14 protein-coding genes and 4 tRNA genes are annotated in these 14,638 nt (G+C 42.3%); 9 read left to right on the forward strand and 9 right to left on the reverse strand.

The genetic code is table 11. The features are described from left to right. Positions 1-10 precede the first annotated feature (10 nt). Genes PQ469_RS05815 through PQ469_RS05830 form a run of 4 tightly spaced genes read left to right on the forward strand, consistent with a single transcriptional unit; the run spans position 11 to position 3,151 of the window. Entirely contained in the window at positions 11-664 is a 654-nt protein-coding gene (locus PQ469_RS05815; protein ID WP_090651223.1) for an ABC transporter ATP-binding protein, read from the forward strand. A gap of 14 nt (positions 665-678) precedes the next feature. Next, a complete protein-coding gene (locus tag PQ469_RS05820) occupies positions 679-987 on the forward strand; it encodes a hypothetical protein (RefSeq protein WP_274212085.1) in 309 nt (102 codons plus the stop codon). Beyond that, on the forward strand, positions 977-1,585 hold the full coding sequence (locus PQ469_RS05825) for an HAD family hydrolase (RefSeq protein ID WP_274212086.1): 609 nt from the start codon (positions 977-979) through the stop codon (positions 1,583-1,585). The genes PQ469_RS05820 and PQ469_RS05825 overlap by 11 nt, the downstream gene beginning before the upstream one ends. A gap of 54 nt (positions 1,586-1,639) precedes the next feature. Beyond that, positions 1,640-3,151 (forward strand): S41 family peptidase, encoded by a 1,512-nt coding sequence (locus PQ469_RS05830; protein WP_274212087.1) that lies wholly within the window; start codon positions 1,640-1,642, stop codon positions 3,149-3,151. Positions 3,152-3,542: 391 nt separating this feature from the next. Here PQ469_RS05830 and smc read toward each other — a convergent pair whose 3' ends face one another. Continuing rightward, the gene (smc, locus tag PQ469_RS05835) at positions 3,543-7,082 is read right to left on the reverse strand and encodes a chromosome segregation protein SMC (protein WP_274212088.1); all 3,540 of its coding nucleotides are present in this window, start codon (positions 7,080-7,082) and stop codon (positions 3,543-3,545) included. Between the two features lie 325 nt (positions 7,083-7,407). Here smc and PQ469_RS05840 point away from each other — a divergent pair, with 325 nt between their 5' ends. Continuing rightward, a complete protein-coding gene (locus tag PQ469_RS05840; protein WP_274212089.1) occupies positions 7,408-7,773 on the forward strand; it encodes a nuclear transport factor 2 family protein in 366 nt (121 codons plus the stop codon). Between the two features lie 48 nt (positions 7,774-7,821). Here PQ469_RS05840 and PQ469_RS05845 read toward each other — a convergent pair whose 3' ends face one another. The 4 genes from PQ469_RS05845 to PQ469_RS05860 form a co-directional block, all read right to left on the reverse strand. Continuing rightward, positions 7,822-8,094 (reverse strand): hypothetical protein, encoded by a 273-nt coding sequence (locus PQ469_RS05845; protein WP_274212090.1) that lies wholly within the window; start codon positions 8,092-8,094, stop codon positions 7,822-7,824. Positions 8,095-8,156: 62 nt separating this feature from the next. Further along, positions 8,157-9,092 (reverse strand): alpha/beta hydrolase, encoded by a 936-nt coding sequence (locus PQ469_RS05850; RefSeq protein WP_274212091.1) that lies wholly within the window; start codon positions 9,090-9,092, stop codon positions 8,157-8,159. Positions 9,093-9,197: 105 nt separating this feature from the next. Beyond that, a tRNA-Leu gene (locus PQ469_RS05855) sits at positions 9,198-9,281 on the reverse strand. 85 nt (positions 9,282-9,366) lie between these two features. Beyond that, positions 9,367-9,450, reverse strand: a tRNA-Leu gene (locus PQ469_RS05860). A 116-nt stretch (positions 9,451-9,566) separates the two neighbouring features. On the opposite strand from PQ469_RS05860, the gene PQ469_RS05865 reads away from it, so the two are divergent. The 3 genes from PQ469_RS05865 (at position 9,567) to PQ469_RS05875 (ending at position 10,950) form a co-directional block, all read left to right on the forward strand. After that, entirely contained in the window at positions 9,567-10,574 is a 1,008-nt protein-coding gene (locus tag PQ469_RS05865; RefSeq protein ID WP_274212092.1) for a WD40/YVTN/BNR-like repeat-containing protein, read from the forward strand. A gap of 135 nt (positions 10,575-10,709) precedes the next feature. Next, positions 10,710-10,782 (forward strand) — tRNA-Lys (locus tag PQ469_RS05870). A 95-nt stretch (positions 10,783-10,877) separates the two neighbouring features. Further along, positions 10,878-10,950: transfer RNA gene (locus tag PQ469_RS05875), tRNA-Lys, on the forward strand. 438 nt (positions 10,951-11,388) lie between these two features. Here the strand turns inward: PQ469_RS05875 and PQ469_RS05880 are convergent. From PQ469_RS05880 to PQ469_RS05895, 4 genes are all read right to left on the reverse strand, one after another. Beyond that, positions 11,389-11,892: a DUF8453 domain-containing protein gene (locus tag PQ469_RS05880; RefSeq protein ID WP_274212093.1), complete on the reverse strand. Its 504-nt coding sequence runs from the start codon at positions 11,890-11,892 to the stop codon at positions 11,389-11,391. A gap of 1,089 nt (positions 11,893-12,981) precedes the next feature. Continuing rightward, the gene (locus tag PQ469_RS05885) at positions 12,982-13,176 is read right to left on the reverse strand and encodes a hypothetical protein (RefSeq protein ID WP_274212094.1); all 195 of its coding nucleotides are present in this window, start codon (positions 13,174-13,176) and stop codon (positions 12,982-12,984) included. 50 nt (positions 13,177-13,226) lie between these two features. Next, positions 13,227-13,673, reverse strand: coding sequence for a hypothetical protein (locus tag PQ469_RS05890; RefSeq protein WP_274212095.1), 447 nt, complete (start codon positions 13,671-13,673; stop codon positions 13,227-13,229). Between the two features lie 85 nt (positions 13,674-13,758). Continuing rightward, positions 13,759-14,145 carry a hypothetical protein gene (locus tag PQ469_RS05895; protein WP_274212096.1) on the reverse strand — a complete coding sequence of 129 codons (387 nt, stop codon included), beginning with the start codon at positions 14,143-14,145 and terminating at the stop codon, positions 13,759-13,761. Positions 14,146-14,280: 135 nt separating this feature from the next. Between PQ469_RS05895 and PQ469_RS05900 the strand changes: the two genes are divergently transcribed. Beyond that, positions 14,281-14,568, forward strand: a complete 288-nt coding sequence (locus tag PQ469_RS05900) for a helix-turn-helix domain-containing protein (RefSeq protein ID WP_274212097.1) — start codon at positions 14,281-14,283, stop codon at positions 14,566-14,568. Positions 14,569-14,638: the final 70 nt, after the last annotated feature.

Below are 14,638 nucleotides of genomic sequence, written 5' to 3' on the forward strand. Positions count from 1 at the left end.
ACTTTGCGTTATGCTTAAAGCTAAATCCATTTATAAATCATACGGGCAGTTACAGATATTAAAGGGTGTTGACCTGGAGGTTAAACGAGGCGAAATTGTAACTATCGTTGGCGCATCAGGGGCCGGCAAAAGTAGCCTGCTTAATATTTTAGGCACGTTAGACAGGCCGGATTCGGGGGAGTTATATATTAACGATATTGAGTTAAGCAAGCTTAATAATAAAAACTTAAGCGATTTCAGAAACCGTAAAATTGGCTTTATCTTCCAGTTTCATCATTTGCTGGCCGAGTTTACGGCGCTGGAAAATGTATGTATACCGGCATTTATTGCTGGTGTATCAAAGTCAAATGCCGAAAAAAAAGCCAAAGAGTTACTGGATTTGCTGGGATTGAGCGATAGGCTGAGCCATAAACCCAACCAACTTTCGGGCGGCGAACAACAACGGGTAGCCGTTGCCCGTGCCCTTATTAATAACCCTGCATTAATATTTGCCGACGAACCATCGGGCAACCTCGATTCAGTAAACGCGCTGGAGTTGCATGAACTTTTCATTAAGTTGCGTAATGATTTTAATCAAACTTTTGTTATTGTTACTCATAATGAAGAACTTGCCGACCTATCTGACCGTACGGTTATTATGAAAGACGGTTTAATTGTACCATAAGCTTAGCTATTAAATTGAAGATACTGATAACAGCAGCAACTGCTGCACAAGCTTATAAGCAAAAAAATAAATTAAACGGCGCCGATATTATTATGGGCGATTATATGGAATTGCCGGATTTTATGTTGAAGCCCGGCCAACTCATTCGCCTGCCTAATCCTGCATCGCCCAGTTACACGCATGAAATGCTGGCTTTATGCCTTGACTTGGGGGTAGACAAAGTTTATCTTTTCCGCGAACAGGAAACCGGCCTGTTAAAACAATCGGAAGTGTTATTTAACGAATATAATATAACAATCATTGCCGGCAACGATGAAGTATAAGGATATTGATAAGCGCAAAACCGCGTTTGTACTGGAGCTGGATGATGTGTTATACCCGGCCAAAGATTATATATACCAGGTTTACTACCTGTTTGCAAACATGCTGGAGTATGTTGAACTGGTTGATGCCAAACAAGTAATTAGCTTGATGACAGATACCTATGTTGCCGAAGGGCCCGACTTTGTATTTGATAAGCTTGAAAAGGAATTTCCTGTCGCGGCGCAGTACCGGGACAAGTTTTACAACCTTTTTGATACCGCGAAGCTGCCCCTGAAATTGCTTTTGTACCAGAATATGCTTACCTTACTTCAGGAAATTGTTGTCGACCGTAAAAAGCTATTCATTGTAACCAACGGGAAAGTTACGCAGCAGGTAAATAAGATAAGGCAGGTAGAGTGGCATAAACTTGAACCATACCTAATTTGCTACCTGGCCGATGAAACCGCCCCAAAACCCGAGCCAGATGTAATACACCTGTTAATGCAGGAGCATAACCTGCAACGAAGGGATATTTTGATGATAGGCAGTTCTGAGGTAGATAGCTTATGCGCCGAAACTGTTGGAATTGACTATTTAAGCGTAGACAAATTTTTGTAACACCTGTTGTAACATACTTATTTTTATTTCGTTAACACATTATATTTGTTGTACATGAAAAAAATATTATACTTGATCATCATCCTTGCCGCCGGTTTGTTATCAGCTTGTCATAAGGATAAAAAAATAATCGTCAACGGTACCGATTCTACCGCAATCAAATTAGAAATATCTAACCTGATCAAGGATTCGGTTTACCTGTATACTAAAGAAACCTATTTATGGTATGATGCTATTCCGGATTATAAAACATTTGCTCCACGTTCATTCACGGGAACTAACGAAATAGCCGCACTTACCAGCGAGGTGGATAAACTATCGCAATATAAAATTAACCCGGCAACAAGCCTTCCATATGAATACTATGCGGCCGATCCTGGCTCGGCTAAATACTCGTTTATTGATGATGGGTCTGTTTCTTCAGAACTGGGCGGTGTAAGCGGCGATTTTGGATTCTCGGTGTTGTACCAGGAAACCAACGATCTGCGCGTAAAATATGTATATCCTGGTTCGCCTGCTGATAGTGCAGGCATAAAAAGGGGCGATCAGATAGTAAAACTTAATAGCCGCACCAGTTTGGATTATGATAACGGCGCCAATGTAAACTTTGTAGTAAATGCGATTTTTGGCACCAGCCCAATTACTATGACACTTAAAAAGGCCAACAATACTACAGCTGACGTGTCGTTAAGTGTGGCCGATTATACCATTAACCCGGTTTTAAAATACAAGGTTTTTACTATGGGTGATAAAAAAATAGGGTATGTTGTTTTTAATACTTTTACAGTAATAGCTAACGCCCGCCCCCAATTATTAAAAGCCTTTAATGCCTTTAGCGCTGCAGGTGTTACTGACCTGGTTGTTGACCTGCGCTATAATGGCGGTGGAAGTGTTGAAACAGCCGAATACCTGGATAACCTGATTGTACCTGCTGCAAAAAGCGGCACCCAGATGTTTACTTATTATTATAATAATAAGCTGCAAGCCGATAACCACCCATTGCTAAGCGCTATATATGATATTAATAAAGGCGATTTTTTACCGGCTAACAACCGGGTTAATTTCGCCAAAAGTGGTTCGCTGAATGTAAGTAAAGTGTTTTTTATAGTAACCGGCTCAACTGCATCGGCAAGTGAACTAACTATTAATAACCTGCGCCCCGAAATGGAAGTTAAACTTATAGGTCGCACCAGTTACGGTAAACCGGTAGGTTTTTTTGCTATCGATATCAATAAATACCAATTATATGTGCCGCAGTTTGAAACCAAAAACTCGGCCAACCAGGGTGGGTATTATTCGGGGATGACGCCAGGTTCAACAGATTACCCGGGTAAACTTGATTATGATGATGTTACCAAGGATTTTGGCGATAGTACAGAAGTATTATTGCAACATGCCCTAAACTATATTACTACGGGCGTTTATGACGTGTCTGGCCCGAAAGTTCAAAGCTTGTCAAAAACTAAAACTATGTCGGCACAGCAGGTTTCAGACATGACACTAAAACTGGACGAACGTAAGTTTAAAGGAATGGTAGGAGGAAAGAAGGAACTTCGCCATAGATAAGCGGAAAGCATTGAATCTTATTAAAAAGGGGCAAGGGATATTTATCTTTTGCCCCTTTTTAATTTAAGTTGTAATATCTGCTTTTACAAAATTTGCGGCATTGATGTTTAGTATCTTCTGTAACTTCGAATTCCTTGGAGGGGTGACCCGTTCGGGGGTAATGGTGAGAAATCTTCTATGCCATACCCAACTGTGCATATCGCTCGTATAGAATTTCTTCATACCCTACCCAATGGTCACCTTCGCCCGTCGAAATGATAACTATTTCTTACATAATATACCCAAAGGTGTAAACACGGTGGAGGGGAGGATAAAGCGATAGCGGCGTGCGCCGTTGGTGCTATATGTTTGGGGGAAACAAACTGCCCTGCCTACTTTTAGCGAAATACATTTAATCAGCAAGTTCCCGCAAATCAACAGCGACTACGCGCGATATTCCCTGCTCAACCATGGTTACGCCATAAATGACATCGGTACTGGCAATGGTGCGTTTATTGTGCGATACAATGATGAATTGCGAATCTTTGGAAAAGGTGCGGATGATGTTGTTAAATTTATCAATATTGGTATCATCAAGCGGGGCATCCACCTCATCAAAAATACAAAAGGGGGCAGGCTTTAACAGGTAAAGTGAAAACAGTATGGCTGTTGCTGTAAGTGTTTTTTCTCCCCCGGATAGCTGGTTGATGGATAACGGGCGTTTCCCTTTTGGCTTTGCGATGATGTCAATGTCCGATTCCAGCGGGTGGCTTGGGTCGGTCAGGATCAAATCGCATGAATCTTCGTCATTAAACAATGAGCGGAATACTTTGATGAAGTTTTCGCGCACCATGACAAAGGCGTGCATAAATTTTTCTTTAGCGGTATCATCAATCTCCTGGATGGTGGCCAGCAGCGATGCCTTAGCTTCGCTCAGGTCCTTCTTTTGGGCTTGGATGAAGGTGTAACGCTCATTCATCTCATTGTATGCCTCAACCGCCATAGGGTTGATGGCACCAAAATCGTCCAGCTGTTTTTTTAGTTTTTCGGCCTTTTCGCGCAGTTCCTGTTCGCTTTCGGCCGGTGTTTCGGTTTCCGGCAGGTCTTCAATATCGATATTAAACTCAACCGAGAGGCGTTCTTTAAGCGCGTTTAGTTCCAGTTTCAGGTTATTACGCTCATCGCGAAGCTCATTTTCAATCACCTCGTGGTTGTCTTTTTTACGGCGAAGCGCGGTTATCTCGTTTTCGTTTTCGGTAATGATGCCACGCCATTGATAGTATTCCTGCTCGGCCTGTTGGGTGGCTTTTTCCAGGTTTTCCTTCTGCTCGTACATCTCCAGCAGGTCATCGTCGGAGTTGTCAGATTGCTTCAGGTTATCCTGGATGGCAATTTTTACTTTTTCCAGTTCGGCGCTGTTTTGTTTTATGCGGGCCTCCAGGTTTTCCTGCTGATTATCGCGGTATTCCAGGTCTTTTACCAGGCCTGATACCTTGTTTTGCTGTTGGTGAAAACGGATATTCTCCTGGTTAAAGGCGTTTGACTGTACCGATACATATTCGTTCAGTTCGTTAAATTCGGCCTGTTTGTCAACCAGCAGTTCGCTTTGAATTTGCTTCTGGGCTTTTAAATCGGCCAATTGTGGGTGCAGGGCTTCCATTTCGGCTTTAATGCCTTCAATTTTGCGGGCTATATCATCCTTACGATTAAGGCTGTTTTCAATAAATGTTTGGTACTGCTCCTGCCGGGTTTTTACCGTGATCAGTTCGGTATTTAGCCGGTTGATGATCATTTGCTGCTCATTGATCTCGGTGTTTTTAGTTGATGATCTTAAGGCAGATAATCTGCTCTGTAATTCGTCGGATTTGCTTTTCTGCGTGTTAACCAGGCTTTCGATGCCTTTAATTTCTTTAGCCAGGTTTTCCAGATTTTTGGCGCGCCCAATCCTTTTCCCCTCAAACAAACCTACCGATCCGCCGGCCATGGTATGCCTGGATTTGTTGAATTTGCCGCTTTTGCCAATCAGCACCACGCCATCGGGCAGGGCAGCGTTGTTAATTTGCTGGTCTTTATCGTCATCAACCAGGAATACATCTTTCAACAGATGGTTGCACAGGTTAATGTAGCGTTTATCAACCTCGATAACCTTAAGGGCCGATACCGCACCCGCATTTTCAAAAGCAGGGTTAGTCGGGTTTATCTCGTTATAATTTTCAAGGATAAAGAAATGCGCGCGGCCACGCGACGAATTGCTCAATAGCTGGATAGCCTTTATAGCTTCATCATAATTTTCAACTACGTAGTAGTTCATCAGCGGCTCCAGGTAGTTTTCAATAGCTACGCGGTATTCCTCTTTACAAAACAGTACATCGCTAAACAAGGGGGCATTTTTTGCCCAGTCGGTATTTTTCTTTAAAAAGCGGATAGACTCAGGGAAACCTTCCAGGTTATCAACCATGCTTTTGGTAAGGTTGTACTCGTTTTGTTTGGCATCCAGCTTGCGGCTTTCTTTAATGATGGTATCTTTTACCAAACTCAGTTCGGCATCCGTTTCGGCTATCTGCTCCTTTAACTTGTTTTCAAAATCAAGGGCCTGCTGGTAATCAAAATCCAGCGTTTCCTTCCTGTTTTGCAGCTCGGCAACCACCTGGTTAAAGTGCGAAAGTTCCACCTCTTTATTGGTGGTATCTTCCATGTTGCGCTGGCTTTCCTGCTCCAGCGCCTGTTGCTGAATTTGCAGGATATCGATATCCTTTTCTGCCTTATAGGCCTGGTTTTGCAGGCGGGTGTTAATGCCGGTTATTTCGGTCAATTCGTTTCGGGCCGATGTTTGCTGCAGGCGTAACTCGTCAACCGCTTCTTTTAAATCGGCCAGGCGGGTTTTAATAGTTTGCAGGGTTTCATCTTCAAGCGCCTTTTCTTCTGACAGGCGTTTGATGTTGTAAAAAACGTGGTTTAACTGGTTTTTATCTTTGTCAAGTTCCTCGGTTAACCGAGCTTCCTTATCCTGCTGAAATTTTAGCTGCTCGTTCTTAATCTTTTTCTCGCTTTCGTAAGCGCGAATCTTCGATACAAACTCGTTGGTGGTTTTTTGCTGTACCGATAGGTTTTTCTCTTTGGTAATGCTATCCAGCTTTTGTTGTTGCAGGGCAGCCTCCAAAGTATCTATCTGGGCAACAATGCCGCCTTTATCGGCTTTTTGCTTTTGCTCCTGGTCCTGAATTTTTGCCAACGATTCGCTGAAAGATACTATCCTAAATGAGGCCAGCATAATGCTCAGCGATTTATACTGATCCTTTATCCGGTAATAGCGCTCGGTTTTTTTGGCCTGGTTCTCCAGTGTTTTCAGGTTCTTTTCAATCTCGAAAAGCAGGTCTTCAACACGTTCTAAATCGGCTTCGGTATCTTTTAGCTTATTAAAAGTTTGTTTTTTGCGCAGTTTGTACTTAGATATGCCGGATGCTTCCTCGAATAAATTGCGGCGAGAGCCTTCCTTGTTGGTGATGATCTCGTCAATCATCCGCAGCTCGATGATGGAGTACGAATCTGAGCCGATACCCGTGTCCAGGAAAAGATCGGTAATGTCTTTTAAGCGGCATTGCACATCATTCAACCGGTACTCGCTTTCGCCGGTGCGGTAAAGCTTGCGGGTAAGGGTAACCTGCGAGTAATCAGTGGGCAGTACGTTTTTGGTATTATCAAAAGTAAGGGAAACTTCGGCAAGGTTGGCTGCTTTACGGGTTTTGGTACCGTTAAATATCACGTTATCCATCTTCTCCGACCGGAGCATCTTGGTGCTTTGTTCGCCCAGTACCCAGCGGATAGAGTCGACGACGTTTGATTTACCGCAGCCATTGGGCCCAACAATAGCAGTTACACCCTCATTAAAATTAATGGTGATCTTATCTCCAAAACTCTTAAAGCCCTTGATTTCTAAGCGGGTAAGCTGCATTTAATTTGTTGTATCCCTTGCAAAAATTTAACCTTCAAAGTAATCATAAAAAAATGATTTTATTAAACTTTTTTAGACGAATTGTCTGAGGGCTGGGTTATGAGGTCTGAGGTCAGAGTTTTTAGCTTTTAACAGGTTTGTACTCTGTAATCAGATGACAGATTTCAGCCTCCCAGGCTTCCAGCCTCAGATCTCTGAGCCCAGACCCCAGATATCCGACCTCAGAAACTTAATAAAGCTTAACCTAAACTTAAAACAAATAATGCCATAGTTTTTATAATACTGAGTAACTTTATATCAGCATTAACCAATAAAACCAATTGAGATGAACACACAGGAAGTAGCTGAAAAATTAGTTGAGTTTTGCCGCGAAGGCAAAAATTTAGATGCCATAAGTGAGCTGTATGCTGATGATGTGGTAAGCCACGAACCAAAAGGTTCGCACATGGAGCTTTCAGAGGGTAAGGAAGCCGCGATAGCCAAAAACCAGCAATGGTATGATATGGTTGAAGAGGTTCACAGCGGCCAGGTATCTGACCCGATTGTAAGCGGTAACTTTTTTGCAGTAACCATGGATATGGATGTAACCTATAAAGGCCAGGGCCGCAGCATGATGAGCGAAGTTTGCGTTTACGAAGTTAAAGCCGGTAAAATTGTAACCGAAACATTTTTTTATAACCTTCCGCAATAAACCTAAACGTTAAAGCCCTCCGGATGTACTATCGGGAGGGCTTTTTAATTATGGGCGCGGCGGCGTTGGCAAATTCAAAGGGTTTGGCGGTGCAGGCGGACGCGGCGGCAATTTGATATGCAGCCTGCGGTGCCTGTGGATGCGACGGTGACGCCTCCTGAACGGATTTGGCGGTGCAGGCGGACGTGGTGGCGGTGGCGGAAGCTTGATTTGTAAAACAGATGTTGCCGCAACAGCGGGTAATGCTTCGGCTGTGGCATCAAAAGCCTCAAAGCTCATTAACGCTATGGTTGCAATCGTGATAATTTTTGTGATTCTCATATACTTGTAATTAATTGGATCAAAGCAATTTCAACATTATAACTGCAAAAAGCAACAATTGTTTACTCGGGTTTGTTAAATAATAGTTCGTAGTAAAAAACGGATGCAAACTGTGCTGCCTCAAGCCATCTTTTCTGCGTGGGTTTGCCGGCATCAAAAAGCGGATTGAAATGCCTTTGCAATTCGTGCCCGAATCCCTCAAATACTTTTACGCTATTTTTAATATGCAGGTCATCCGCGCGGTGATGGATGGTGATACTGCCATACATCCCTGTATCGGCCTGTATGGGGTTTAAAATGCGGTCATGCGAGCCATAGACACTTACAATAGGTACCCGCGCATTTTTTAACCAGCGGATGTCAAGAATGCCTCCCCAAAAGTTAATGATGCCGGCAATTTTAGCCCTATCGTCGGGTTTAAGTAAGGCTGTCGAGTCAACTACGCCTGTACGTCTTGATAGTTCGGCGTTGCTGCTATAAGCGGCTTGCAAGGCTATAATGCCGCCCGCAGAATTGCCTGCAAGAATTATTTTGTTGGTGTCGATATGATATTCTGCCCGGTGCTTTTTAAAATAAGCTATAGCCGTTTTTACATCCTGTACGGCGTAATAGCAGCTTTTTTGCAATTCATCAAAATGGAATACCGGGTTATTTTTGCTTAGCCGGTAGTTAATAGCCGCGCATACATAGCCACGCTCAGCAAAATCATTACTCCATATTTTGATGCCCTTGTCGGCTTTTGAGCCATATTTAAAACCACCGCCATGCATCCAGATAATAAGCGGCCTGGCTGCGGCATGATCACCCTTGGGCTGATATAGATCGAAGAGGTATGAAATAGCGTCGGCAGGCTTTGCAGCGGGATTATAAGTTAAGTTTTCTGCTATGTCGATATTAGGGAAAACATGATCTTTATATTGATAGATAGGCTGGTTTTGCGCCCGCAGGTTGCAGGCAACTGCTATAATAATGAAAATAGATAGGGTGTATTTATACATTTGCTTGTTTAACGTATATACGTTACAACCAATATCATCAGATGTTTGCAAGCACGCTTGTTATAACCTGGGGTTGTGAAGGAAATGATTTGAATTTTTGCGAAGTGCCCAGAACGAGATTCGAACTCGTACATCCTTACGAATGCCACCCCCTCAAGATGGTGCGTCTACCAATTTCGCCACCTGGGCATTTTAAGTTTAAAGTCTTAAGTTCTAAGCCTTAAGTATTTCACTTTAGACTGTAGACTTAAGACTTTCAACTTCATTTCCGGCGTGCCCGAAGAGAGACTCGAACTCTCAAGAGACAATTCTCAACGGCTTCTGAGACCGCAACGTTTACCAATTTCGCCATCCGGGCCTGTTGTTTTATTAACAAGCGTGCAAATATAAGCGTTTCTGTCAAAAAGCCTTATAATAAATTAAAAAATTGGCGGGCAGTTGTTACTTGCCCGGTTTAGGCTTAATTTAGGCTTCATGAAACGTTTTTACCAGCTAATAATTACAGTTTTACTGTTTACGCCATTTATTTCGGCAGCGCAAACCATCACCATTTTACAGCAGGATAAGCCAACCAGCATTCGTGGTTTATCGGTTGTTGATGATAAAACCGCGTGGATAAGCGGCAGCAAAGGACACATAGCTATTACTACCGATGGCGGCATAACCTGGGCCTGGCAGCAGGTTGCCGGCTATGAAAAAGCCGATTTTAGGGATATTGAAGCATTTAATGATAAAGAGGCTGTGATTATGAGCTCGGGTACTCCCGCCTTGGTTTTAAAAACTACTGATGGCGGTAAAACCTGGCAGGAAAAATGCCGCAAAACCGATAGTATATACTTTTTTGATGCTATGGACTTTGCCGACGCCAAACACGGCTATATTTTAGGCGACCCTATAAAAAATAAATTCCTGCTGATGGAAACCAACGATGGCGGCGAAACCTGGGCCGAGATGCAAAACACGCCCGATGCCTTACCCGGCGAGGCCGCCTTTGCAGCAAGCGGTACCTGCTTAAGGGTTAATAAAGATTTGGGTGTGGTTATAGCAAGCGGCGGCATGGCAGCCCGTTTTTTACAATTATGTAATTGCAATAAACCGCAATGGCAAACAAAAAGGTTACCCCTTGCACAAAATGCAGGCAGTAAAGGCTCTTTTTCAATATCTGATGATTTGCTGGTGGCTGTAGGTGGTAACTATTCAAAAGATAAAGCAACGGATTCTGTAATTTGTAAGTACGACAAAAAAAGCAACTTATATAAGGTTTTGCCTGCAGGCGATACCGGGTTTCAGTCATGTGTGGAGCGCATACAAGGGCGGACATATTTATCAACAGGGACATCTGGCACCAGCTTATCGGCAGCCTACGGCGAGTCCTGGAAAAAAATTGATAGCACCAGCTTTAATGTTTGCCGCAGGGCTAAACACGGAAAGCTGGTTTTATTGGCTGGCGACAAGGGTAAAATAGCGATATTTAAAATGTAGTTTATTGGCAATTAATAGCTTAACAAATACTTTACAATTAATTGTAAATACCACTTGCATCATATAATTAATCGCCCTATATTTGCACCACTTTAAACGGAAACGGTAGCAGTACCGGGAAAGTTGAAAAGTAATGATTCCGTAGCTCAGCTGGTAGAGCATAACACTTTTAATGTTGGGGTCCTGGGTTCGAATCCCAGCGGGATCACGAAAAGCCTTTGAAAGAAGGCTTTTCTTATTTTAAACCATAATTGAATCTCTTTAAACAGAAACGGTAGCAGTACCGGTAAAGTTAAAAAGTATGATTCCGTAGCTCAGCTGGTAGAGCATAACACTTTTAATGTTGGGGTCCTGGGTTCGAATCCCAGCGGGATCACTTAAAACCCTCTCTGTTTAATACAGAGAGGGTTTTTTATTTTTTCTGTAAGGATTCTGAAAGGAAAAGGATAGTGCTAAGTATTTCAACTACTTTTTTTTCGTTTTTAGTCGATGCGGGCCAATAATGATATTTTTTCTTAGCGTCTGCCAATCTTACCACTAATCCAGGCCTTAAATAAGCTCATTTGCTACCCTTACAAAATCCTTACAGGCCTATGATATCCCCGCGGCAGGCAGTCGATTGCGGGCCATTTAACCGGGCTTAAGGCCGTTTTATTAAACTGCCGGTTGTAAGTGTCGTTTAAAATGTTGGTCCCGCCACGCGCGTTAATGACTTCGGAAAACTATCCCCACGCCCGCGTAAATGAGGTCGTAAAAACCTTGCTGGCCTCGCACGTTACCAGTAATCCAGGTAACGGATCAACTTGCCGGCAGATCAGCCTTGCAAAACAGTTGGCAGGTCATTTTTTACAGAATAATCGTCTGAGAAGTAAATTTTCTGCTCGTATTCCCGGCCATCTTCATCTTTATAATTAATTTGTAAACACCCATTAACGAAAGGGTTACCCCACATTGGGTTAGTATACCAACTGTCTTGACCTGGTTTGATAAAATGGAAATAATTTTTTGATTGCAGGTTTAAATCACCAGTAGGGTTTAAAGATGCATCGATATTCACTCCTGTATATACATCAAACGCAGTATGGTTATGACAAACAAGCTTTAGCCCGGTTTTATTTTCATCGATACGCGTTTCAAGTGAAAAATAAGGCCTTATTTCCCGTGATGCTCTGTTAGATTCTATGCGTTGAATTGCTAATTGTGATCTTAATGTTTTGTAGATAAAATATGCCGTTATCAAATAAACTAAAATTGTTATCCAATCGGAAACAGTACCCCAAACATCAGACTGAAAGGGGCCGAAGTTGTTAATTGCCATAATGGTTGAAATAAAATGTTAAACATAATTCTAATGGATAACAAGGTAACCAACCCCAAATAAAAAAGCAAGTACGCAACGCCATACACCGGCCTGATGGCAAAAAGCAAAACGGCGCTTTACTCACGCACGCACGCGCGTAGATGATGTCGGAAAAATCTTCGCAGCCTTTTATTAAATGAATTTATACCCGTGGCTTAATTCGGTATTTTTATGGCTTCGCCTTGCCTGTCAGGGCTGCCCGAGGGCGATATTTTTTATTTATGGCCAGCGAAGTCCGATTTTCGGACTTCGGCCAAATATCGACTAAGAGCCTACTTATCAGACTCGCTAAATTGCTGGTAAGCTGTACTTACTTGCAAACTCCCACTAAGTGGGAATAGCCGGTAGGATAATTGTCCTACCGGGACGTTTGTTCTTGTGGCTAACCCTGGTTGTAGAATGATGTATTCGGGGTATATTTTCCCTCTGCCGTCTATGTATTCTCGCGGCTCAATTTTGAGCCGCGAGAATTCTTTGTAGCCTAACCGCTCGTCATAAAGACGGACCTATTTGACCAAAACGGGCAATTAGTTGATTATCAGACCTGCTAAATTCGGCAAGGGGTTTTTTCCCAAATGGGAAATAACCTTTCCACCCAAAAAGGTGAAAAGTTGACAGACAGTAACTTAGTGACCGAAGTGCTTTTTATCACTTCGGTCACTAAGTTGGATGCTTTTGGCTCTCCCACTGACTAAGTTCAACTTGGTCAGTGGCGTAAAAACCTTGAGTGTAATGACGAGTTGCGAGCCCTTAATTTTCAGGGCTCGTTATATATCAGTCACTTACGGAGGGGATTAAAAAGCATGGTGCACTAAAAAGCAAGAGGACAAATATCCTCTTGACTAAGTAAGGGCTGCTTACTCAGTGGCCCAGTATCGCCCTGGCTAATTCCTTCGCGTCATTTAACGATACGCTGAATAGTGTATCTTCTTTGCCTGGCTGATGTAAAATAACACCAAACTCTATTTGTTTTATACCGCCAAAACCCCGCGTGTTAGGCGGGGCGGTTTGTGATTAAGCCCGGTTTTTAGCCGGGCATTTTTTTTACTATTCAAGTTCCTCGCTAAACCATACCTGAAAAAACTGATTGGCAAGGAATAACCCAATTTCGCCCGGATACTTGTCACCTAACTCATTTAAGGCTTTTTGTAGCTTTTTAGCTTTAACCTGAGTTGTTAGGATCATTGGCATTTCCGGTGTTGCTGTGGTGGCCTGTATGGCTTGTATATTAATCGATGTCATGGTGTGTTAATTTTGAAGGTCGGCGACATTTAAGCCGCCGACCTGTTTTTTTACGCTGCGTTGGTTGATACTATTTCGTTTTCGTTTCCGTCAACTATCTCATTTAACCTTTGATATTTAACCAGTTGTTTAATGACCAGGTTTTTATGTTCCAATAGTTTTGCAACCAATTCCATAAGCGTTGAAAATAACTTGAAGGCATCCGCCGCGTGGTTAGGTTCATGCTTTAGATACGTTAGAAAAACGTTTTCCAGGGTATAGAATGTTAGAGGGCTTGACATACTGTTCGGGCACCAGGTATTAATGATGTCTTCTAAACTTGAAAAAAGGTCTTCCAGATTTATATTTTCTATATGAAAATCACCTACGTGGTAAGTAGGATCTTGTTTTGCCATTTTGTTTTCGTGGTCCCTTATTGATTTTTCTTCGTGTTGAAAAGCATTATATAAGCCTTTAACTGCTTGCATATCGGCGGTGGTATACTTAGGTAAGTTCATTTTTTTAGTCTTTAAAATTGGTGTAGGGAAATTGGTTAAGAACGGCCCGGAAGATACCGGGCCAATTGGAATTTAAAATTGATGCTTAGTTCAGGTTGTATTGACCTGCTTTGATTGACTGTAAATAAGCCTTTACAGCGTCATTTAAATAAACATCGGTGTAAATGTCCAGATCGATTGATCCGCTGGTTTGTACGTGCTCACCGGCATGATCAGAGCTATCAAAGCAATAATCATTAAGGCCGGCAGATAAAATAAAGGCGCGTAATGTTTGAAATTCAATTGAGGTGTTAAACCATTCATCATTTAAGGTATAATCAACCTCGATGCTATCCCCGCAGAAAATGGCCGCATCTACGTAATAGATCGTGCGGGCTGGTTTGTTTACAACCTGATTGTTAAATACTGGTAATAAAAGGCCCCCTGCTAAAGGTAGCAATGTGGCGGCAGTGGTGTTTGATAAAGTGTTCATAAAATTAATATTTAGTATTGGGTTTGCATCAGCTAAGGTACAACAAAAAACAATAAATGCAAATTTTATTTAATTATATTTCATTCTTATTTAATGATATTTAATTTTATATTTGTCGAAACAAAAATCAATCACATGAAAAAGACAGTAAAAACCAGTTACACCGACTTAGAATTTAGGCAGTTAGTTAGAGAAGAGTTACAAAACGTTTTAAACGGGGTTCCGGGCCTGCCTTATGTAAATGTTGACGAAGGTTACATAGGAATAAAAGAAGCTGCTGACCTTTTAAAAATAGTACCGGGCACACTATATAATTTGGTATCACAAAATAAAATACCGTTTTACAAAAACGGGAAACGGGTATTGTTCAAAAAATCGGAATTGGACGCGTGGCTATTGCAAGGCAATGGGGAACAAAAATAACCAGGGGATGCAAACCCAAAAAAATATTACACTTTTTCAAATGCGTTTCTAAAACGCCCCCCTGGTCAGC

The organism is Mucilaginibacter sp. KACC 22773, assembly GCF_028736215.1.
GTDB lineage: Bacteria > Bacteroidota > Bacteroidia > Sphingobacteriales > Sphingobacteriaceae > Mucilaginibacter.